The organism is Rothia sp. BD8 (assembly GCF_044878465.1).
GTDB classification, from domain to species: domain Bacteria; phylum Actinomycetota; class Actinomycetes; order Actinomycetales; family Micrococcaceae; genus Rothia; species Rothia kristinae.
Genome location: NZ_JANJES010000008.1, coordinates 14,825 through 35,243 on the forward strand (window position 1 = coordinate 14,825; position 20,419 = coordinate 35,243).

Annotated in this window: 18 protein-coding genes; 11 read left to right on the forward strand and 7 right to left on the reverse strand. The window is 71.4% G+C overall.

The window, feature by feature from the left end:
• The 3 genes from NQ707_RS07555 to NQ707_RS07565 are packed head-to-tail and all read left to right on the forward strand — an operon-like array spanning position 1 to position 3,631.
• Positions 1-975 carry a carbohydrate ABC transporter permease gene (locus NQ707_RS07555; RefSeq protein ID WP_075515455.1) on the forward strand — a complete coding sequence of 325 codons (975 nt, stop codon included), beginning with the start codon at positions 1-3 and terminating at the stop codon, positions 973-975.
• Positions 976-1,905 (forward strand): carbohydrate ABC transporter permease, encoded by a 930-nt coding sequence (locus NQ707_RS07560; protein ID WP_100463380.1) that lies wholly within the window; start codon positions 976-978, stop codon positions 1,903-1,905.
• Between the two features lie 46 nt (positions 1,906-1,951).
• Complete coding sequence (locus NQ707_RS07565; RefSeq protein ID WP_129357998.1) at positions 1,952-3,631, forward strand: glycoside hydrolase family 13 protein; 1,680 nt, start codon at positions 1,952-1,954, stop codon at positions 3,629-3,631.
• A 132-nt stretch (positions 3,632-3,763) separates the two neighbouring features.
• Here the strand turns inward: NQ707_RS07565 and NQ707_RS07570 are convergent, their stop codons facing one another.
• A complete protein-coding gene (locus NQ707_RS07570) occupies positions 3,764-5,749 on the reverse strand; it encodes a glycoside hydrolase family 15 protein (protein WP_100463528.1) in 1,986 nt (661 codons plus the stop codon).
• A gap of 135 nt (positions 5,750-5,884) precedes the next feature.
• Here NQ707_RS07570 and NQ707_RS07575 point away from each other — a divergent pair, with 135 nt between their 5' ends.
• The 4 genes from NQ707_RS07575 (at position 5,885) to NQ707_RS07590 (ending at position 9,552) form a co-directional block, all read left to right on the forward strand.
• Positions 5,885-6,223, forward strand: a complete 339-nt coding sequence (locus tag NQ707_RS07575; protein WP_058730337.1) for a metal-sensitive transcriptional regulator — start codon at positions 5,885-5,887, stop codon at positions 6,221-6,223.
• Between the two features lie 70 nt (positions 6,224-6,293).
• Complete coding sequence (locus NQ707_RS07580) at positions 6,294-6,512, forward strand: heavy-metal-associated domain-containing protein (RefSeq protein WP_058730338.1); 219 nt, start codon at positions 6,294-6,296, stop codon at positions 6,510-6,512.
• The gene (locus NQ707_RS07585; RefSeq protein ID WP_404435298.1) at positions 6,509-8,827 is read left to right on the forward strand and encodes a heavy metal translocating P-type ATPase; all 2,319 of its coding nucleotides are present in this window, start codon (positions 6,509-6,511) and stop codon (positions 8,825-8,827) included. Before NQ707_RS07580 ends, NQ707_RS07585 begins: the two co-directional genes overlap by 4 nt.
• A 188-nt stretch (positions 8,828-9,015) precedes the next feature.
• On the forward strand, positions 9,016-9,552 hold the full coding sequence (locus NQ707_RS07590; protein ID WP_404435299.1) for a YbaK/EbsC family protein: 537 nt from the start codon (positions 9,016-9,018) through the stop codon (positions 9,550-9,552).
• 24 nt (positions 9,553-9,576) lie between these two features.
• On the opposite strand, the gene NQ707_RS07595 is transcribed toward NQ707_RS07590, so the two are convergent.
• The 3 genes from NQ707_RS07595 to NQ707_RS07605 form a co-directional block, all read right to left on the reverse strand.
• Positions 9,577-10,026 carry a hypothetical protein gene (locus NQ707_RS07595; RefSeq protein WP_058730341.1) on the reverse strand — a complete coding sequence of 150 codons (450 nt, stop codon included), beginning with the start codon at positions 10,024-10,026 and terminating at the stop codon, positions 9,577-9,579.
• A 43-nt stretch (positions 10,027-10,069) separates the two neighbouring features.
• Entirely contained in the window at positions 10,070-10,723 is a 654-nt protein-coding gene (locus NQ707_RS07600) for a hypothetical protein (protein ID WP_404435301.1), read from the reverse strand.
• Positions 10,724-10,813: 90 nt separating this feature from the next.
• Positions 10,814-12,388: a PLP-dependent aminotransferase family protein gene (locus NQ707_RS07605; RefSeq protein ID WP_404435303.1), complete on the reverse strand. Its 1,575-nt coding sequence runs from the start codon at positions 12,386-12,388 to the stop codon at positions 10,814-10,816.
• Positions 12,389-12,619: 231 nt separating this feature from the next.
• On the opposite strand from NQ707_RS07605, the gene pdxS reads away from it, so the two are divergent.
• From pdxS to NQ707_RS07625, 4 genes are all read left to right on the forward strand, one after another.
• Positions 12,620-13,573, forward strand: a complete 954-nt coding sequence (gene pdxS / locus NQ707_RS07610; protein WP_100463385.1) for a pyridoxal 5'-phosphate synthase lyase subunit PdxS — start codon at positions 12,620-12,622, stop codon at positions 13,571-13,573.
• An 11-nt stretch (positions 13,574-13,584) separates the two neighbouring features.
• Positions 13,585-14,088 carry a hypothetical protein gene (locus tag NQ707_RS07615; RefSeq protein WP_404435305.1) on the forward strand — a complete coding sequence of 168 codons (504 nt, stop codon included), beginning with the start codon at positions 13,585-13,587 and terminating at the stop codon, positions 14,086-14,088.
• Positions 14,089-14,129: 41 nt separating this feature from the next.
• Positions 14,130-14,699 carry a pyridoxal 5'-phosphate synthase glutaminase subunit PdxT gene (pdxT, locus tag NQ707_RS07620; RefSeq protein WP_404435307.1) on the forward strand — a complete coding sequence of 190 codons (570 nt, stop codon included), beginning with the start codon at positions 14,130-14,132 and terminating at the stop codon, positions 14,697-14,699.
• A 117-nt stretch (positions 14,700-14,816) separates the two neighbouring features.
• On the forward strand, positions 14,817-16,415 hold the full coding sequence (locus NQ707_RS07625; RefSeq protein ID WP_404435309.1) for a DASS family sodium-coupled anion symporter: 1,599 nt from the start codon (positions 14,817-14,819) through the stop codon (positions 16,413-16,415).
• Between the two features lie 98 nt (positions 16,416-16,513).
• Here the strand turns inward: NQ707_RS07625 and efeB are convergent, their stop codons facing one another.
• The 3 genes from efeB to efeU are packed head-to-tail and all read right to left on the reverse strand — an operon-like array spanning position 16,514 to position 20,301.
• On the reverse strand, positions 16,514-18,067 hold the full coding sequence (efeB, locus tag NQ707_RS07630; protein WP_404435311.1) for an iron uptake transporter deferrochelatase/peroxidase subunit: 1,554 nt from the start codon (positions 18,065-18,067) through the stop codon (positions 16,514-16,516).
• An 18-nt stretch (positions 18,068-18,085) separates the two neighbouring features.
• Positions 18,086-19,411, reverse strand: coding sequence for an iron uptake system protein EfeO (efeO, locus tag NQ707_RS07635; protein ID WP_404435312.1), 1,326 nt, complete (start codon positions 19,409-19,411; stop codon positions 18,086-18,088).
• Positions 19,408-20,301: an iron uptake transporter permease EfeU gene (gene efeU / locus NQ707_RS07640; protein ID WP_100463396.1), complete on the reverse strand. Its 894-nt coding sequence runs from the start codon at positions 20,299-20,301 to the stop codon at positions 19,408-19,410. Before efeU ends, efeO begins: the two co-directional genes overlap by 4 nt.
• Positions 20,302-20,419 lie beyond the last annotated feature (118 nt).

A 20,419-nucleotide genomic window follows, 5' to 3' on the forward strand; every position in this document is an offset into this window, starting at 1 on the left:
ATGACGACACCGAGTCACGCCCAGCCGCCCGCCGCGGGCGCCCCCGCCGCAGGCTCCGCCGCGGCCTCGCAGCCGCGCACGGGCACCCGCGCCGCCGCCCCGACCCGCCGTCGCCGCCGACGCCGCGTGGATCCGGTCTACTACTGGTTCCTCGTCCCCGCGCTGGTGCTGTTCAGCCTGTGCATCGCGCTGCCGGCCGTGATGGGCATCTTCTACAGCTTCACCGACTCCATCGGCTTCGGCGACTGGGAGTTCGTGGGCCTGACCAACTACGCTGTGCTGTTCAGCGACCCCGGGATGCTCGGGGCCTACGGATTCACCATCGGCGTCGCCCTGGTCACCGTCATCCTGGTGAACATCATCGCGCTGCTGCTGGCCATCGGGCTGACCAGCCGGATCCGCTTCCGCACCACCCTGCGCACCATCTTCGTGCTGCCCATGGTGGTCTCCGCGATCATCATCGCCTTCGTCTTCCAGTTCATCTTCTCCAACACCATCCCCGCCGCGGCCGAGGCCATCGGCATCGACGCGCTGCGCGAATCCATCCTCGCCAACCCGCACCTGGCCTGGATCTCGATCGTGCTGGTGACCACCTGGCAGGCGATCCCGCAGGCCATGCTCATCTACATCGCCGCCCTGGTGACCATCCCGGGCGAGGTCTACGAGGCCTCCTCCCTGGACGGGGCCACCCCGTTCCAGCAGCTGACCCGCATCACCGTGCCCATGATCTCCGGGTACGTGCTGGTCAACGTGATCCTCGGCTTCAAGACGTTCCTGAGCACCTACGACATCATCGTCGGCCTGACCGGGGGCGGTCCCGGCACCGCGACCCGCTCAGTGGCCATGCAGATCTTCTCCGGCTTCGAGAACGGGGACTACGCCTACCAGATGGCCAACTCCACCATCTTCTTCCTCATCACCCTGGTCATCGCGCTGTTCCAGCTGCGCGTCTCCCGCGGAAGGACCCAGTTCTAGATGTCCGTCGATCCCAACATCTCCGCCACCCCGCTGCCCGGCGGCCCCGAGCGCACCGCGCACGACGCCGCCGCCACCGGCTCCTCGACCACCCGGCGTCGTCGCCGCTCGGCGCACGGGACCAACTGGCCGCTGACCATCATCCTCATGGTCTGCTCCCTGTCCGTGCTCCTGCCGTTCTTCGTGGCCGTGTCCATGGCCTTCAAGACCACGGACCAAGCCGTGCTCGGCCAGGCCTTCAAGCTGCCCGCCCCCTGGAGCGTGGAGGGCTTCCGCGAGGCCTGGGAGCTGACCGACTTCCCGAAGGTCTTCGCGATCTCCCTGACCATCACCGTCGTCTCCACGGTGGGCGCGGTGCTGCTGTCCGCGATGGCCTCCTACGCGATCTCGCGCAACTGGAACCGCCGGTTCTTCCGCATCTCCTGCTACTACCTGCTGGCCGCGATGTTCCTGCCCTTCCCCGTGCTGGCCCTGTCCCAGGTCAAGCTCTCCGGGTACGTGCACCTGGCCAACCCGGTGGGCGTGATCGTCCTGCACATCATGTTCAGCCTGTCCTTCAACGTGCTGCTGTTCACCGCGTTCATCCGGTCCCTGCCGGAGGAGCTGGAGGAGTCCGCCCGGATGGACGGGGCCTCCACCTGGCGGATCTTCTGGACCCTGATGTTCCCGCTGATGATGCCGATGGCCGCGACCGTCGGGATCTTCACCCTGCTGGCCTCCTGGAACGACTTCATGATGCCCTCGATGATCATCGCGGACCCGAGCATGCAGACCCTGCCCGTGGTGCAGAAGATCTTCCAGACCCAGTTCAGCAACAACTACAACATCGCCTTCGCCTCCTACCTGCTGGCGATCGGCCCGTCCGTGATCGCCTACGCGATCTCCCAGAAGTGGGTCATGGCCGGTCTCACCCAGGGCGCCGTCAAGTAGCCCCGCGCCCCTTCCGCTTCCCGTCTCGAAAGGACACCCGCACCGCATGAGCACCGAGCGCACCGAGAACGCACCCGCCGTCGGCCTCTCCCCGGACCCGCAGTGGTGGCGCCAGGCCGCCGTCTACCAGATCTACCCCCGCTCCTTCGCGGACGCGGACGGCAACGGCATCGGGGACCTGCGCGGCATCACCGAGCGCGTGCCGTACCTGCGCGAGCTCGGGGTCGATGCCGTGTGGCTGAGCCCGTTCTACCCGTCGGACCTGGCCGACGGCGGCTACGACGTCGCCGACTACCGGGACGTGGACCCGAAGATCGGCACCCTGGAGGACTTCGACGCGATGGTCGAGGCCCTGCACGCCGCGGGGATCCGCCTGATCGTGGACATCGTGCCCAACCACACCTCGGATCAGCACGCCTGGTTCCAGGAGGCCCTGGCCGCCGGGCCCGGCTCCCCCGCACGCGAGCGGTACATCTTCCGGGACGGGCAGGGCCCGGACGGGGCCGAGCCGCCGGCGGACTGGATCTCGATCTTCGGCGGGCCCGCCTGGACCCGGGTGGACGACGGGCAGTGGTACCTGCACAGCTTCGCCCCCGAGCAGCCGGACCTGAACTGGGACAACCCCGAGGTGCGGGCGGACTTCCTGACCACCCTGCGCTTCTGGTCCGATCGGGGCGTGGACGGCTTCCGCATCGACGTCGCCCACGGCCTGGCCAAGGATCTGCCGGATCGGCTGCCCACCCAGGCGCAGCTGGACGAGATGCCCATCGACGGCACCCACCCGCTGTGGGACCGGGACGAGGTGCACGAGATCTACGCCGAGTGGCGGAAGGTCTTCGACTCCTACGACCCGCCGCGCACCGCCGTGGCGGAGGCGTGGGTGGAGGCGGACCGACGCCCGGCCTACGCCAGCCCGAAGGGTCTGGGCCAGGCCTTCAACTTCGACCTGCTCTCCGCGCACTTCGACGCCCGCAGCTTCAAGGACATCGTCTCCTTCAACACCGATCTGGCCGCCCGCTCCGGATCCTCCAGCACCTGGGTGCTGTCCAACCACGACGTCGTGCGCCACGCGACCCGCTACGGCCTGCCGGAGGTGCCCGGCAGGACGGACAAGGAGACCGGGGTCGCCTGGATCCTCTCCGGCGGAACCGAGCCGCAGCTGGACGCCGAGCGGGGCCTGCACCGGGCGCGGGCGGCGACCCTGTTCGAGCTGGCCCTGCCCGGCAGCGCCTACCTGTACCAGGGCGAGGAGCTGGGCCTGCACGAGGTCGCGGACATCCCCGACGAGGACCGCCAGGACCCCACCTTCTTCCGCAGCCCCGGGGTGGACAAGGGCCGGGACGGCTGCCGGGTGCCGCTGCCCTGGACCCCGGAGGGCTCCTCCTTCGGCTTCGGCCCGGACGGGGCCCACCTGCCGCAGCCGGACTGGTTCGGCCGGTACGCGGTGTCCGTGGAGGTACAGGATGAGGACTCGACGCTCACCCTGTACCGCCGGGCCCTGGCCGCCCGGCGCGAGCTGCAGGGGGCCGAGGAGCTGGAGTGGCTCGAGACCGGGGACCCGCAGGTGCTGGCCTTCGCCCGACCCGGCGGCTGGGTGTGCGTCACCAACTTCTCCGACCAGCCGGTGCGGCTGCCCGAGGCGCTGGCCGGCCAGGTGGTGCTGGGCTCCGCCGCGTCGTCGTCGGGAACCGTCCCCGCCGAGGCCACCCTCTGGCTGCGCCGCTGAGACTCACCCTCCCTCGCCTCCCCCGACGTCGCCGAGTCATCGATTCCGACGAGATTTCGGCCGAAAATCCGCAGGAATCGATGACTCGGCGCTGAGGACGGGGCGCTGGGGTGGGTTGTCGGGTGGGCCGGGCTAGGCGCCGAGCAGGGCGTCGATGGCGTCCACCAGGGCGATGTGCGCCAGGGACTGCGGGAAGTTGCCGGTCATCCGGGACCTGCGCAGGCTGTACTCGGTGCTGAGCAGGCCGACGTCGTTGGCCCGGTCCAGCACCGCGTCCAGGATCAGCCGACCCCGCTCGGTGCGCCCGGAGCGGATGTGCTGCTGGGCCAGCCACAGCGAGGAGGCCAGGTGCGGGTTGTCCTGGCCCTCGATGCCGTCCAGCCCGTCCGCGTTGCGGTACCGGTAGATCAGCCCGGCCTCGGTGCCCAGCTCCTGTTCGATCCGCTCGGCCGTGCCCAGCATCCGCGGGTCGTCGAAGGCCACGAAGCCCACCTGGGCGATGTTCAGCAGCGAGGAATCCACCTCGGTGCCGCCGTAGACCTGCACGAAGGAGTTCAGCTCGGCGTCGTAGCCGTGCTCCCAGATCTGCTGGGCCAGCCGGTCCCGGGCGCCCGCCCACGCGGCGTCGTCCCCGGCCAGCCCGTGCACCCGCACCGCCCGCACCCCGGCGTCGAGCGCGGCCCACAGCATCACCTGCGAGTGGGTGTACACGTGGGTGCCCCCGTGCATCTCCCAGATGCCCTGGTCCTCCTCCCCCACGTGAGCGACGGCGGCGCGCAGCAGCGCCTGCTGCAGCGGCCAGGAGAGGTGATCCTCGGCGAAGCCCAGCCCACGCAGGCGCTCGAAGGTCACCATGAGCTGACCCATCGCGTCCCCCTGCAGCTGCTCGGCCGCGCCGTTGCCGCGGCGCACCGGCCGGGAGGACTCGTAGCCGGGCAGGAAGTCCACGGTGCGCTCCAGCTCATCGGACTCCCCGGCCACCCCGTACACGTTGTGCAGCTCCGAGGGGTCGTTGGCGATGGCCCGCAGCAGCCAGTTGCGCAGCTGGGCGGCCTCCCGCTCGTGCCCGTGGGTCGCGGCCACGTCCACCGCCTGGGCGACGTCGCGCAGCCAGCAGAAGCGGTGGTCCCAGTTGCGCTGTCCGCCGAGGACCTCCGGCAGGGAGGTGGTGGGCGCGGCGATCAGCCCGCCGGTCTCCCGGTTCATCAGGGCGCGGATCACCAGCAGCGAGCGCAGCCGGGCGTCCCGGTAGTCCTGCAGCCGCGGGTCCCGCTCGGCCTCCTCCGTCCCGGGATAGGCGGCCCCGTCCGCGGGCAGCACGGGCATCGTGGTGGTGGCCAGGGGCGCGGTGGTGGTCGGCACGGGGGCCGGGGCGGAGGAGGCATCCCACAGCTGGGTCCACTCGGACCAGTGCGCGACGGTGCGGTGCAGGGTGTCGTTGACGTCCAGCGGGGCCGGGGGGTTGCGGTGGGAGGGGAAGTAGGTGAGGGTGAAGTCCCGGATCTGCCCGGCGGCGATCTGGAACTGCCCGGCGTGGCAGCGGTCCCCCTCCTCCGGGACCGGGTCCCCGCGGAAGACGAGAGCATCGGGCCCGGCCATGGCCACGAGCATCGCCTCGGCCGGGTCCGGCAGTCCCGTGGCGGGGTCCGGGGCGCCGTCGTAGCGGGTCATCCAGGGGTGGGTGCGCCCGTAGCTGAAGCGCAGCTGCAGCTCCTGGTGCATCGTGACTTCGCCGATCAGCCCCTCCACGCGGCGCACGATCTCGGTGCGCCCGTTCAGGGGCATGAAGTCCGTGACGCGCACGGAGCCGGTGTCCGTGGTCCACACGGTGTGCAGGACGAAGGAGTTCTCCCCGTAGAAGCGCTCCACGACCTCCGCGCGCGGGGCGTCCTGTCCGGCGGCGCCGCCGGGGGCGACCTGCGCGGCGGCCGGGGCGAAGGCGGAGGCCGCGGGGGCCAGCAGCCAGCGGCCGTGATCGGGGGTGCCCAGCAGCGCGGCGAAGGCGGCCTCGGCGTCGAACCGGGGGGTGCAGAACCAGTCCACGGAGCCGTCCCGGGAGACCAGGGCCGCGGTGCTCATGTCCGAGAGCAGGGCGTAGTCCTCGATGTGTGAAGCCATGATCCCCAATCTATCGGCTGATGATCAGCAGGCGTGCTTTTCCTGTGGCGGCGGGGCGAAGATCACCGGCCCGTGAGGCCGCGCCCTCCCGCCCCGACCCTTGCGCAGGATACCCCTCGGGGGTATACCGGGAGTATGAGCCAGCCGGAGAACGACGCCGCGGACACCACCGCCCAGACCCCGCACCCGCCGCACGGGTACACCCACGATAAGGACCGCTACCTCAAGCGGATGCGCCGCATCGAGGGGCAGGTGCGCGGGGTGGCCCGGATGATCGACGAGGACCAGTACTGCATCGACGTCCTCACCCAGATCTCCGCGGTCAGCAGCGCCCTGCACGCCGTGGCCGTGGGACTGCTTCAGGAGCACCTGGGCCACTGCGTGGCCGGGGCCGCTGCCTCCGGGGACGAGGAGCAGATGCGGGCCAAGGTCGCGGAGGCCTCCGCCGCCGTCGCCCGCCTGGTCCGCAGCTGATACCCACCCGCGCCCGGGCCCGCTCCGCAGCGGCCCGGACGCACACACCACCATCGGAAGAGGAAGCACCATGAACACCACCGTGAACGTCGAGGGCATGACCTGCCAGCACTGCGTGGCCTCCGTGACCGAGGAGCTGCGGGAGATCCCCGCGGTCACCGACGTGAGCGTGCACCTGAACAGCGGCGGCACCTCCCCCGTGACCATCACCCACACCGGGGACCTGGACGCGCAGGCCGTGGAGGCCGCCGTGTCCGAGGCCGGCTACCGGGTGGTCGAGCACCGGTGAGCCAGCGCGTCGTCGACCTCGATATCCAGGGGATGACCTGCGCCTCGTGCGTCGGCCGGGTGGAGCGCAAGCTCGGGAAGATCGACGGGGTGCACGCCAGCGTCAACCTCCCGCTGGAATCCGCGCAGGTCACCGTGCCGGAGGGCGTCACGGATGAGCAGATCCTGCAGACCGTGCGCGACGCCGGGTACACCCCGTCCCTGAAGCGCCCCCCGCAGGAGGACGACGACGCCGCGCAGCGCGCCGAACCGGGCACCGCCGCCCTGCGCCGCCGGGTGTGGGTCAGCCTGCCCCTGGCCGCGGTCGTCTTCGCGATCTCCATGATCCCCGGCCTGCAGTTCCCGCACTGGGGCTGGGTCGCGGCCGTGCTGTCCCTGCCCGTGGTCACCTGGGGGGCCTGGCCCTTCCACCGGGGTGCCGCCGTGAACGCCCGGCACGGCTCCTCGACCATGGACACCCTGGTCTCCCTCGGGGTCGCCGCCGCCTACCTGTTCTCTCTGGGCCACCTGCTGGCCGACCCGGGGATGACGGCGCACGCGCACCTGGGTCACGCCATGTCCATGGCGGATCACCAGCTGTACTTCGAATCCGCGGGCGTCATCACGGTCTTCCTGCTGCTGGGCCGGTGGCTGGAGGCCCGCGCGCAGGACCGCTCCGGGCAGGCGCTGCGCAAGCTGCTGGACCTGGGCGCCAAGGACGTGGAGGTCCTGGACGAGGACGGCGTCGGGCACCGCGTGCCCGTCTCGCGGCTGGCCGCGGGCCAGCGCTTCATCGTGCGGCCCGGGGAGAAGGTGGCCGCGGACGGCGCCGTCGTCGAGGGCCACTCCGCGGTGGATGAATCCATGCTCACCGGGGAATCCGTGCCCGTGGAGGTCTCGGAGGGAGACCGCGTCACCGGCGCGACCCTGAACACCGGGGGCCGGCTGATCGTGCGCGCCGAGCGCGTGGGCGAGGACACCACTCTGGCGCAGATGGGGCGCCTGGTCTCCCAGGCGCAGTCCACCAAGGCCCCGGTGGCCCGGCTGGCGGACCGGATCTCCGCGGTGTTCGTGCCCGTGGTGCTGGGCATCGCGGTGCTGACCTTCCTGCTGTGGCTGCTGATCGGCGGGGCGGCCGACGGCGGGCTGAACGCGGCCTTCGTCGCGGCGGTCTCCGTGCTGGTCATCGCCTGCCCGTGCGCCCTGGGCCTGGCCACCCCCACCGCCCTGCTCACCGGCACCGGGCGCGGAGCCCAGCTGGGGATCCTCATCAAGTCCGCGCAGGTCCTGGAGGACACCCGCGGGGTGGACGCTGTGGTCCTGGACAAGACCGGCACCGTGACCCGCGGGCAGCTGTCCCTGGAGGAGGTGCGCCTGCCGGAGACGACGGCGCACTCCGCCGGGGGCGAGGCGCCCGCGGCATCGCAGACCGGCGAGGGCCGGGGTGCCCCGGTCACCGCCGAGGAGCTGCTGCTGCTGGCGGGAGCCGTGGAGGAGGCCTCCGAGCACCCCATCGCCCGGGCCGTCGCCGCCGGCGCCCGCGAGCGCACCGGGAAGCAGCTGCCCGCGGTGCGGGAGTTCGCCAGTGCGGCCGGCGGCGGGGTCTCCGGTCTGGTGCGCCTGGCCGAGGACGACGAGGAGCACCGGGTGGCCGTGGGCCAGCCGTCCTGGCTCGCCGCCGAGGGCATCGAGGTGCCCGCCGCCCACCGGGAGACGCTGACCGCCGCTCAGGGCGAGGGGCGCATCGGCGTCGTCGCCGCGGTGGACGGGGTGAGCGTCGGACTGCTGCTGCTGCGCGACGAACCCAAGGAGGACGCCGCCTCCGCCCTGGCCCAGCTGCGCGAGATGGGCCTGCGCCCGGTGCTGCTCACGGGCGATGCCGAACCGGTGGCCCGGGCGATCGCCGAGCAGGTGGGCATCGCCGCCGAGGACGTCATCGCCGGGGTCTCCCCGGAGCAGAAGGTGCGCGCCGTCGAGCGGCTGCAGGGCGAGGGCCGGGTGGTCGCGATGGTCGGGGACGGGGTGAACGACGCCGCGGCCCTGGCCCGGGCGGACCTCGGGGTGGCGATGGGCGCGGGCACGGATGTGGCCCTGGAGGCCGCGGACCTGACCCTGATGCGCAACGAGCTGGCGGCGGTGCCGCAGGCCATCCGACTGTCACGGGCGACCCTGCGCATCATCCGCTCCAACCTGTTCTGGGCGTTCTGCTACAACGTCATCGCGATCCCGGTGGCGGCCCTGGGGCTGCTCAACCCGATGATCGCGGGTGCTGCGATGGCGTTCTCCTCGGTGTTCGTGGTGCTGAACTCCCTGCGCCTGACCCGCTTCGACCGGTAGGCGTTCCCCTTCTACCTCGCGAGACGGCGCATCCGTTCCCGGTTTTCGCTTTCCCGGGAACGGATGCGCCGTCTCGCGTCAGGGGTGGGAACGGATGCGCCGGGTCGCGATGGGAAGGTGTGCGTCCTCGCTGGTCCTCGTGTGGCGCGGGACCCATCTTCCGTCCCGTCCGGTCCTACACTGGCCCCATGCCGACACCACAGGGAAACCTCGACTGGACCGCACTGACCGACGATCCCGACGCCGTCGCCCCGGCCGTGGCCGACGCCGTGCGCGCCGGCGCCGTGCCGACGGCTCGCCTCGCGCGCATCGACCCCGAGCTGTCCGACACCGCCGCCTTCTGCGAGGCCTACGACGTCGATGTGCAGGCCACCGCCAACTGCGTGGTCGTGCAGGGCAGGCGCGGCGAGCGGGTCACCACCGCGGCGGTGCTCGTGCTGGCCGCGGATCGGGCCGACATCAACACCACCGTGCGCAAGCACCTGGACGCCCGGAAGGTCTCCTTCGCGGATCAGGAGGAGACGGAGCGGCGCACGGGCATGACCTCCGGCGGCATCACCCCGGTGGGGCTGCCTGCGGACTGGCCGGTGCTGATCGACCGGGCCGTGGCCGACGCCGAGGCCGTGGTGATCGGGGCGGGTCGACGCGAGGCGAAGCTGCTGGTCAGCGGCGCGGAGCTGGCCGCGCTGACGGGCGCCGAGGTGCTGGACCTCGTGCGCCGCTGATCCCGACGCCGCGGGCCCCCGGCCTCAGTTGTGGGTTTCGGGGTGGGCGCGCTGGCCCCAGGTCGGCCCGTCGTCTTCGGGGGACTCCTTCGTGGCGGCATCGTCACGCTCGCGGGCGCCCGCCGCGGCGTCGCCGGTGCCCGAACCCGCCTGCTCCCGCTCGCGGCGCTCCCGCTCCTCCTTGCGCGCCTTGGCCGCGGCGTACAGGTCCGCGGAGCGGCGGTTGATGCCGGTGCCCTGGCCCAGCTCCTCGTCGTTGGGCCGCTCGACCATGATCAGGGTCGCGCACACCACCAGGGTCACCACGAACACGCCGCCGGCCGCGGACAGGGCCAGCTTGATCTCCGGCTGGTTGTTGGTCCCGCCCGTGGCGAACACGAAGACGCCCACGAACGCGATGATCGCGAGGATGGCCGCGAGGATCAGCGGGGCCTTGATGTCGGCCTTGAGTCCGCGCTTGGGGCGCTGTGCCACGAAGATGCTCCTCCTGGGGGTGTGGTGAGGTCCGTCTGCCAGTCTACGGCCCGCCCGGGTCGCCCGCCCGGTTCGCAGAGTCGCCGCGCGTCCCGTGGCGCTGGAGCACCCGGGCGTCGTGGCGGAAGGTCAGGGCCGCGATGAGGTGGAAGACCCCCACGATCATCGCCGCCCCGCCCACGATGCCGAACAGCGCCTTGGAGCCCATCTCCCCGAACAGGAACAGCCCGGCCGCCGCGAGCACCGCGACCAGTCCGGCGATGGTCCAGTCCCGGCCCATCGCGGAGGTCTGGCTGGTGCGCAGCCCGAGGATCAGCTCCGTCAGCCCGGCGATGCCGTAGACCAGGCCGACGATCAGCACCAGCTGGCCCAGCTGCCCCGCGAAGAGGAGGGCCACCGCGCCGCCGAGGGCGTAGAGCACCGCGAAGGACTGGATGGCCGAGCGCTCCGGACCCTCGGCCAGCGGTGCGGCGAGGCTGCGGTGCAGCCACAGCAGCACGGCCCCGTGGGCGATCATGAACAGCCCCACCGCCCAGGTGACCGCGGACAGCCCCGGGTCCCCCCAAGACCAGTAGTTGGAGGGCTGCCAGAACACGGTGAGCAGTCCGAAGGCCAGGCACAGCAGGGCGCGGGCGAGCACGGGCCGGTGCAGGGCGCGCAGCTCCTCGAGGGTCGCGCTGGCTTCGGTGACGGGCATGGGGGCGGACGGCCTTTCGCTGGGCGGGCTGGGGCGGGCGACGTCGCCCACCAGCTTATCGTGCGCGCCGCGGGCCCAGCCGGGCTCTTCTCAGCCGGCGGGCAGCTCCCGGACCAGTGCCGCGCGCAGCCGCCGCAGGGCCTCCTCCAGGCGCGGTTCGCTCAGCCCGCCGAAGCCGACGACGAGCCCGGCCCGCGCCCCGGGGCGGCTCCAGTACCCCGTCAGCCCGGCGACCCCCACCTCCTGCCGCACCAAGGCGTCGACGAGGCGGCGCTCCCCCGCGGTGCCCTGCCCGTCGGGCAGCTCCACGACGGTGTGCAGCCCGCCGTCCATGGGCAGCACCCGCACCCCCGGCGGCAGCCGATCCGGGGCGAGGACCCGGGCCAGCAGGTCGCGGCGTCGCCGGTACTCCCGGCGCATCCGGGCGGTGTGCCGACGCAGGCCGCCCTCGGCGAGGAAGCCCGTCATCGCGTCCTGCACGATCCCGGAGACCGGGGCGCCGGCGTCGCGCTTGTGGGCCAGCAGCTGCCGACGCAGCTGGGGCGGCATGAGCAGGAACCCCAGGCCCAGGCCCGGGGTGAGGGTCTTGGCGAAGGAGCCGAGGGTCGCGACCCGGTCCCCGGCGCCGTAGCGGGCGGTGTCCATCGCGGCCAGGGCCGGCAGCGGGTCCCCGACGTAGCGCAGCTCGGAGTCGTAGTCGTCCTCCACCAGCAGGGCCTCCCGCTCGACGGCCCACGCCAGCAGCTCCGCGCGCCGGGCCGCGGGCATCGAGGCGCCCAGCGGGTACTGGTGGGAGGGGGTGACCAGCACGACGTCGGGGCGGGCCGGGCCGGCCTCCAGGTGGGCGGGGTCCAGGCCCTGGGCATCCAAGGGCACGGGGACCACCCGGTGCCCGAGGGCGGCGGGCACCCGGTGCAGGGACGGGTAGCCGGGGTCCTCGACGGCGACGGTCAGGACCCGTCCGAGCCGCTGGGCCAGCACGGTCAGCAGCAGCCGCAGCCCGTCCCGGGCGCCCCCGGTGACCAGCAGATCCTCGGGGTCGGCCGGCACCGAGCGGCCGATGCGCAGGTGCTCGGCCAGCTCCCGGCGCAGCGCCGCCGACCCCTGGGGCGGGTGACCGAGGCTCGGCTGCGCGGCGGCCGCCCGCCACGCGGCCCGCCAGGCCGTGGTGGTCAGGGCCGAGACATCCGGGGTGCCGGGCCGCAGGTCGTACCGGAGGGCGGAGGCGGCTTCGGTGTGGGCGCGCGGCCCACCGGCAGCGTTCTCCCCGGGGCCGGTGGCGACCGAGGCGGCGGGGCCAGTGGCGGCTGCGATCCCGGAAGCGGCAGGACCGACGCGGTGCGGGGTCTCCGGCGTTGTCCGCCGCGGGCGCGGGAGATGCCGGGGGCGCGGCGGCAGGGCCGGCAGCTCGGGGGTGATGCGGGTGCCGCCTCGATCCGCGATGAGGAAGCCTTCGCCGGTGAGATGGTCGTAGGCGGTGGTGACGCTGCCGCGGGAGATGCCCAGGCGGGCCGCGAGCGCCCGGGTGGAGGGCAGGGCGTCGCCGGGGCGCAGGGTGCCGACGGCCACGAGGTCGCGGATCTGCTCGGCCAGCTGGGTGGGCAGCGGCCCGCCGCCGCGGCGGATCCGCACGGGCAGCTCGGCGTCGGTGCGGTGGCGGGACATGGCACCCCAGTGTAGGCGCGACCACCCCACCGCCCCCGCCGCACCGCTCCTCCGCGCCGCTCTGGTGCGTTTGGGAGCGGTTTCGGTGTTCGGGAGCGTTCTCGTGGCTCCCAAACGTCGAAACGGCTCCCAAACGCGACGGCGGGGCGCGGGGCCGGTACCTGTGGACCAAAAACCTGGGCGGAATCTGGACCTGTCGTCGGTCCAGCGCCGCGCGACAGGATGGTGGGCATGACTGAGCAGCACAGCGCCCCGGAGAACACCGCCCCCACCACCAGCACCGAGCAGCAGGGGGCCCGCACCGGGTCTCCCCTGGTCAAGCGCGGCCTGGCGGACATGCTCAAGGGCGGGGTGATCATGGACGTGGTCACCGCGGATCAGGCGCGCATCGCCGAGGACGCCGGGGCCGTCGCCGTCATGGCCCTGGAGCGGGTGCCGGCGGACATCCGCGCGCAGGGCGGGGTGGCGCGCATGTCCGACCCGGACCTCATCGAGCAGATCATCGAGGCGGTGGACATCCCGGTCATGGCGAAGGCGCGGATCGGGCATTTCGTGGAGGCGCAGGTGCTCCAGGAGCTGAAGGTGGACTACATCGACGAATCCGAGGTCCTCTCCCCCGCCGACTACGTCAACCACATCGACAAGCAGGGCTTCACGGTGCCCTTCGTGTGCGGGGCCACCAACCTGGGGGAGGCGCTGCGGCGCATCGCGGAGGGCGCGGCGATGATCCGCTCCAAGGGCGAGGCCGGCACCGGGGACGTCTCCGAGGCCACCAAGCACATCCGCACCATCCGCGCCCAGATCGCCGAGCTGCAGGCGCTGTACGCCGCCACCCCGGAGGCGCTGTACGTGAAGGCCAAGGAGCTGGCCGCCCCGTACGACATCGTCCTGGAGGTGGCCCGCACCGGGAAGCTGCCGGTGGTCCTGTTCACCGCGGGCGGGGTGGCGACCCCGGCGGATGCGGCGATGATGATGCAGCTGGGCGCGGACGGCGTGTTCGTGGGCTCGGGCATCTTCAAATCCGGGGATCCGGCCCACCGGGCCGCCGCGATCGTGAAGGCCACCGCCTTCTACGACGACGCCGCGGCGATCGCGCAGGCCTCCCGCGGCCTGGGGGAGGCGATGGTCGGCATCAACGTCGCGGACCTGCCCGCCCCGCACCGCCTGGCCGAGCGCGGTTGGTAGGATCGAACATTATGAACGCCAACGGTAACGTGAGTGCCGGTCGAGATATTATCGGCAGCAACATAACCCAGATCGTAGGAAGTAATCCTTCGATTTCCATACTCGAGTCCACTGCGGAGCAGCTTGCCGAAGCGGAGAATGACTCCAGAAAGATTATAAGGAAGACGAGGAGCAAAAGAATTAAAGGTGGGGCAATATCCTTTGCGATCACCTTCGGTTTTCTGGTCTTGACGGCGGTTCTGGGGTACTTCTGGCTGTTTCGCTCCGGTGAGGTGAAGGCAACCGACATAGTTAAGGACTTAATACCGAATTTTATCCTTCCTTTAGTTATATCCTTGCTCCCCCTCCTGCCTAGCGCAATCTTCGGCGGAAAGATGTGGAGGCAATTCACTTCACCGAGCGACGCAGAAAATATAAACAAGAATCGGCTGCGGTTGATTCAGGTGAGATGGGATGAGCTAAATGCATTGGGGTTGAGCAAAAGAAGAATTAATATGCTCCGGAGGAAGAAATAATACACCCGCGCGATAATCCAAATCGAAACTCGACCGTCGGGGTGCTGGCCCTGCAGGGCGGGGTCGCCGAGCACCTGCGGATGCTGGAATCCCTCGGGGCCGAGGCGCGGAAGGTGCGCCGCCCGGCGGATCTGGAGGGTCTGGATGCGCTCGTGCTGCCCGGCGGGGAGTCCTCGACGATCGACCGGCTCACCCGCACCTTCGGGCTGCGCGAACCGCTGATCGACTTCGCCCGCGCCGGGCACCCCGTGCTGGGCACCTGCGCGGGGCTGATCCTGCTGGCCCGGACCATCCGGGACCCGGCACCTGGCCAGCGCAGCCTCGGCCTGCTGGATGCGACCGTGGCCCGCAACGCCTTCGGCCCCCAGACCTCCTCCGCCGAGGCCCTGCTGACCTGGGGCGGGAGCGCGACGCCGGAGGGCACCGTGCGGGCGGCGTTCATCCGGGCCCCGGAGGTCGTGGAGCACGGGCCCGACGCCGAGGTGCTCGCCCGCTTCGAGGGCCGGGTCGTCGCGGTGCGTCAGGACCGGATCCTCGGGATCTCCTTCCACCCGGAGCTGACCGGGGACACCACGGTGCATCGGGAGCTGCTGGGCCTCATTCCCCGGTGACCCCCTTCGGGAGGATCATCGGCGGTGATTCCCGCGATCCTCCCGGATCTTCGCCCCGGCGGAAACTAGCATGGAAGGTGCCAGTTCATTCGCACCGCACGGATCGAGGCACCGACGATGACGTCCCCGCACCGAGACCACGCAGACCGGCACCCTGCCGCGACCGCCGAGGACGCCTCGGCCGAGACCACCGCCCCGGATGCCCGGTCCTCCGGCCCCGCCTCGACGGCCCCGGCGTCTCCGACCGAGAGGCAGCGCGCCCCCTGGGTCTCCCCCGTGAGCTTCGGCCTCGCCGTGCTCGCGCTCGTCGTCATCCTGATCCTGCCCACCCCGGAGGGCCTGTCCGTCGCGGGCCACCGTGCCCTGGCCGTCCTGGCCTTCGCGGTGATCCTGTGGGTCACCGAGGCCGTGACCTACCCGGTCAGCGCCCTGCTGATCATCGGACTGCTGGCCGTGCTGCTGGGCACCGCCCCGGACCCCGATGACCCGGGTGAGCTGCTGGGCACCAAGGGCGGGCTGACCGCGGCTCTGGGCGGGTTCTCATCCTCCGCCGTCGCCCTGGTCGCCGCCGCCCTGGCCCTGGCCGCGGCCATGCAGGCCACCGGGCTGCACCGGCGCCTGGCCCTGCACGTGCTGCGGGTGGCCGGGGAGAAGACCAGCCACCTGGTGGCCGGGGCCATCGTCATCTCCGTGGTGCTGGCGTTCTTCGTGCCCTCGGCGACGGCGCGGGCCGGCGCCGTCGTGCCGATCCTGCTGGGCATGGTGGCCGCGTTCGGGCTGCCGAAGGACTCCAAGCTCGCGGCGCTGCTGGTGATCACCGCGGCCCAGGCGGTGTCCGTGTGGAACGTGGGGATCAAGACGGCGGCCGCGCAGAACATGGTGGCGATCGGGTTCATCGAGAAGCAGCTGGACACCACCGTCTCCTGGCCGCAGTGGTTCCTGTGGGCGGCGCCCTGGTCCGCGGTGATGTCCGTGCTGCTGTTCTTCATCATGCGCCGGGCGATCCGCCCGGAGGTGGACCGGATCGACGGCGGCCGGGAGGTCGTGCACCGGGAGCTGGGCGAGCTGGGGCCGATGACGGGTGCGGAGAAGCGCCTGGTGGGGATCTCGGTGCTGCTGCTCCTGCTGTGGGCCACCGAAGGCACCGTGCACTCCCTGGACTCCTCCACGGTCACGGTCATCGCGGTCGCGCTGATGCTGCTGCCGAAGGTCGGGGTGTACGACTGGAAGACCGTGGAGCACCTGGTCAACTGGGGGACGCTGGTGGTCTTCGCCGTCGGGATCTCCCTGGGCAGCGTGCTGCTGAGCACCGGGGCGGCGTCCTGGCTGTCCGAGAAGACGTTCTCCGCGATGGGGTTGGAGAACCTGCCGCTGCTGGCGACGATCGCGCTGGTCTCCGCGTTCACCATCCTCATCCACCTGGGCTTCGCCTCGGCGACGTCGCTGTCCAGCGCGCTGATCCCGGTGTTCATCGCCTTGGCGCAGAGCCTGCCGGGCCTGCCGGATCAGGGGATCGGCTTCGTGGTGATCCAGCAGTTCGTGATCTGCTTCGGCTTCCTGCTGCCGGTCTCCGCGCCGCAGAACATGCTGGCCTACGGCACGGGGGCGTTCACCACCCGCCAGTTCCTGAAGACCGGCATCCCGCTGACGGTGGCCGGGTACCTGCTGGTGCTGCTGTTCTCCGCGTCCTACTGGAAGTGGCTGGGCCTGGTCTGAGCCGCGAGCCGACGCCGGTGGATCCGGTGCCACCGGAGGACCCGTTCCCACCGGCGGATCTCGGGAGTGACCCCCGCCGGCACCCGGACCAGGGGAGGCTACTCGAACAGGCGCTGCCCGACCATCGTGTCCCCCTCGGCCACCCCCGGGGGCACCGCGAACAGGGCGGAGCCCACGTGCTGCAGGTACTCGGTCAGCGCATCCTTCTCCGTCATCTTCCGCAGGATCGGGAAGAATCCGGCGCGGGGGTCCCGGGCGAAGGCGATGAAGAACAGGCCCGCATCCAGCCGGCCCAGGGAATCGTTGCCGTCCGTGTAGTTGTATCCCCGGCGCAGCATCCGGTGCCCGCCGTTGTTCTCCGGGGCGACGACGGCCACGTGCGCGTCCTTCGGGATCGCCAGCTCCCCGTCCTTCCGGGCGGACAGATCCAGGGCGTCGAACTCGTGCTCCGCGCTGGGGTCGGCCACGGACAGCGGGGCGCCGTAGCGCTTATCCCGCCCGATGACCTGCTCCTGCTCGGACAGGCGCACCCGGTCCCAGACCTCCAGGTACATGTGGATCTTGCGGGCGGCCAGGTAGCTGCCGCCCACCATCCAGTCCGCCGCTGCGTCGTCGCCGTCCTGGACCCACACCTCCTTCTCCAGCACGTCATCGCCGTCCTGGGATTTGATGTTGGCGGTGCCGTCCTTGAAGCCGAAGAGGTTGCGCGGGGTCTCCTGATCCGCGGAGGTGGAGGAGGTGCGGCCGTAGCCGATCTGCCCCCACCGCAGCACCGCGGTGCCGAAGGCCATCCGGGTCAGGTTCCGGATCGCGTGCACGCAGACCTGGGGGTCGTTGGAGCAGGCCTGGACGACGAGGTCCCCGTCGCTGGAGGCCGCGCGCAGGTTCTCGTCGGCGAACCGGGGCACGCCGTCAGCCAGGACGCCGGGCATCTTGGCCTTCAGCCCGAAGCGGTCCTTCCCGTCGGCGTCCTGGAACAGGCTGCGACCGAAGCCGAAGGTGATGCTCAGCCCCGCCGGCGGATACCCCCATGCCTCACCCGTGTCCGCGGGCGGCTTGTTGGGGTTGGCGTCCGGCTCCCCGCCGACCAGCTCCCCGGCGCACATCTGCTCCGCGGCCACGGTCCAGCGGGCCAGCAGGTCCTTCAGCTCCGCGACGTCGGTGGTGCTGACATCGTAGGCGGCGATGTACATGTTGTCCTGCGCAGGAGTGGTGATGCCCTGCTGATGCTGGCCGCGGAACGGGTAGGTCAGCTGCGTGGGGGCTTCCCGGGCCGCCTGCTCCCGACCCAGGTGGTGCCCGAGGGCGCCCCCGCCGAAGCCGGCGATGCCCAGGGCCCCGGCGATCCCCGCCCCGGCCACCAGCCGACGCCGGGTGAACCCGCGGGTGCGCCCGCCGGTCGCCGCGGCGTCGTCCCCCGCAGCAGGGTCCCCGGCGGCGGGATCCCCGGCGGATCCGGACGAAGCGGCGGCCGTCCCGGCGTCGGGATCCGCCCAGGGGGCGGACGATGCGGGGGTACCGGTGCGGTGCTCCTGCGGTTCCTCGGTGCGGCGGTTCGTGGTCGATCCCTCCTCGGGGTGCGGTCGGTGGGGTGCGGGACGGTGGGCGTGCGCGGCGCCGGGCGCCCGAGGGGCAGCGCCGACGCTGGGCACCGGTGGGCGGGTCGGGGACTAGTGCAGGACGGTGCCGGCGACCTGGGACAGCGGCTCGCTCAGGGCGTTGACGGCGTCGGAGAACTCCCGCTGGACCTTCGTGTAGTCCTTGTCCGAGGGGGCCTCCCCGGCATCCTTCTGCACCGCGGCGATCTGGTCGTAGGGCTTGTACGTGGCCTGCCCGTCCACCTCGCCGTCCTTCTGCGCGTCGATCAGCCCGTCGACCTTCTCGAAGCTCTCGGCGATCTTGCGGTCCAGGTCCGCGTCCTGCTTCTTCACCAGGTCCTGCACGTTGCCGTAGGCGACCTTCGCGCCCTCCACGTTGGCCTTGAAGTCGTACATGTCCGTGTGGGAGAAGGTCTCCTCCTCCCCCACGATCTTGGACTTGGCGACCTCCTCCATCAGGGAGGAGGCGCCGTCGACGACGTCGGAGAGCTTCAGCTGGAACTTGCCGCTGGCCCCGTCCACCTTCCCGTAGACGAGGTCGTAGAGCTTCTGGGTGTCCTCATCCAGCTGGTCGGCGGCCTTCTTCCGGTCCGCCGCGGAGGCGAACGTGAAGGGCGAGCCGTCCTCGGTGAACAGGTCCGCCTCGATCCGGTGCCACCCGGTCCAGTCCTTGAGCACCTCGGGGTCGGTGACCTTCTTGTCCGCGTCTGCGGCGAGGTCCTGCACGCGGGCGTCCATCGCGGTGTCCAGGTCCCCGGCCTCCTTGATGCCGAAGGACTCCGCGGTGGGCTCGATCCGCTCGTAGTGCTGGCGGGCCAGCGGGTACAGCTGCTTGGCGCGCTCGGTGTCCCCGGAGGTGTAGGCCTGCGTGAACTCCTGGGTGGCGGTCAGCAGCTGACCGACCTGGTCCTTGGTGTAGCTGGTGTAGTTGGCGATGGCCTTGTCCTCGGCGGCCTTCGTGTCGTCGCCGATCTCCACCTTCTCGCCCTGGGTCACCGTGAACTGGCTCAGCCCCACGAAGTCCCCGACCATGTTGAGCTTGCACGCGGTGTAGTAGGTGCCCTGCTCCAGGGCGGTGGTGAGCTGGGCGGTGGTGCCGGGGCCGACGTTCTCCTGCTCGGACTCGATCTGCAGCTTGTTCTCCGCCAGGACCTCCAGCTCATTGGGCTTGGTGCCCTGGTTGGTGATCTCGAACTTCACCTTCCCGGACTTCACCTCGGCGGGCTCCACCTGGCAGGTGTCGTCCGTGATGGTGACCTTGACGGTCTGGGTGTCCCCGGAGCCCCCGCCGGCGCTGGAGTCCGAGGAGGCGGAGTTCTGGGGGTTGTCGGTGCAGCCGGCCATCGTGACGGCCAGCAGCACGGCGGCGGCGGCGCTCAGGGGGCGGGTGATTCTCATGGGTTCCTCCGGGATTCGACGGGACGGACGGATTCGACGGGGTGGGCCGCGGGCCGCGGGGCGCTGCCGCGGACCTGGCGCAGGAAGAAGAACAGCACGGGGACCAGGTACAGCCACCAGCCGATGACCTGCAGGACCGTGGGCTGCAGGTTCACCTGGAACATGGCCTGCAGCAGCACGTAGAGCCAGAACAGCGGGGAGGAGTTCTCCGGCAGCCAGGTGCTGAGGTCCCAGGCGTGGTGGAAGACCCCGGGCAGCACCCCGGCCTCCTGCAGGTCGCCGATCCCGTAGGAGACGATGCCGGCGACCACGAAGATCAGGAACAACCCGGTCCAGGAGAAGAAGCGGTGCATGTTGATCCGGCGGGTGCTACGGAAGACCACCCAGCCCAGGATCACGGCCAGCACCAGCCCGGTGATCACCCCGGCGGTGGTCAGGAAGGCGTTCTGCTCGATCGAGGAGCGCACCGTGGCCCAGATGAACAAGGCGGTCTCCACGCCCTCGCGGCCCACCGCCAGCACGGCGATCCAGACGACGCCCCAGCCTTTGGCGTCCTTGGCGAGGGAACCCGCCATCGAGCTCTCCAGCTCGTGCTTCATGGCGCGGGCGTTGCGGCCCATCCAGAAGATCATGGTGGTGACCAGGGCCGCGGCCACCAGGGACAGCCCGCCGCCGATGATCTCCTGGGCCTGGAAGGTCAGGGTCTTGGGGCCCCAGGTGAGCAGGGCGCCCACCCCCAGCGGCAGCAGCACGGCCAGGCCGATGCCCGCCCACAGCTTGGGCAGCACGTCCCGGCGCCCGGCCTTGACCAGGTAGGCCACCAGGATGCCGACGACGAGGCTGGCCTCGAAGCCCTCGCGCAGGGCGATGAGCAGATTGGCGATGAACATGGACGCGACGATCCTCGGGGGAAGAGCGGATGTGAACTCGCTCGCCGCGTCTCCGCGGGGCACGCCGATGGACGGCGGCACGACGTCGGGGGCCCAGGCGGGCGGACTCAGTATAGCC

Bases quoted from the DNA above. Each gene is read 5' to 3' on its own strand.
- NQ707_RS07555 (WP_075515455.1), top strand. From the start codon at position 1: ATGACGACACCGAGTCACGCCCAGCCGCCCGCCGCGGGCGCCCCCGCC.
- NQ707_RS07560 (WP_100463380.1), top strand. From the start codon at position 976: ATGTCCGTCGATCCCAACATCTCCGCCACCCCGCTGCCCGGCGGCCCC.
- NQ707_RS07565 (WP_129357998.1), top strand. From the start codon at position 1,952: ATGAGCACCGAGCGCACCGAGAACGCACCCGCCGTCGGCCTCTCCCCG.
- NQ707_RS07570 (WP_100463528.1), bottom strand. From the start codon at position 5,749: ATGGCTTCACACATCGAGGACTACGCCCTGCTCTCGGACATGAGCACC.
- NQ707_RS07575 (WP_058730337.1), top strand. From the start codon at position 5,885: ATGAGCCAGCCGGAGAACGACGCCGCGGACACCACCGCCCAGACCCCG.
- NQ707_RS07580 (WP_058730338.1), top strand. From the start codon at position 6,294: ATGAACACCACCGTGAACGTCGAGGGCATGACCTGCCAGCACTGCGTG.
- NQ707_RS07590 (WP_404435299.1), top strand. From the start codon at position 9,016: ATGCCGACACCACAGGGAAACCTCGACTGGACCGCACTGACCGACGAT.
- NQ707_RS07600 (WP_404435301.1), bottom strand. From the start codon at position 10,723: ATGCCCGTCACCGAAGCCAGCGCGACCCTCGAGGAGCTGCGCGCCCTG.
- NQ707_RS07605 (WP_404435303.1), bottom strand. From the start codon at position 12,388: ATGTCCCGCCACCGCACCGACGCCGAGCTGCCCGTGCGGATCCGCCGC.
- pdxS (WP_100463385.1), top strand. From the start codon at position 12,620: ATGACTGAGCAGCACAGCGCCCCGGAGAACACCGCCCCCACCACCAGC.
- NQ707_RS07615 (WP_404435305.1), top strand. From the start codon at position 13,585: ATGAACGCCAACGGTAACGTGAGTGCCGGTCGAGATATTATCGGCAGC.
- NQ707_RS07625 (WP_404435309.1), top strand. From the start codon at position 14,817: ATGACGTCCCCGCACCGAGACCACGCAGACCGGCACCCTGCCGCGACC.
- efeO (WP_404435312.1), bottom strand. From the start codon at position 19,411: ATGAGAATCACCCGCCCCCTGAGCGCCGCCGCCGCCGTGCTGCTGGCC.
- efeU (WP_100463396.1), bottom strand. From the start codon at position 20,301: ATGTTCATCGCCAATCTGCTCATCGCCCTGCGCGAGGGCTTCGAGGCC.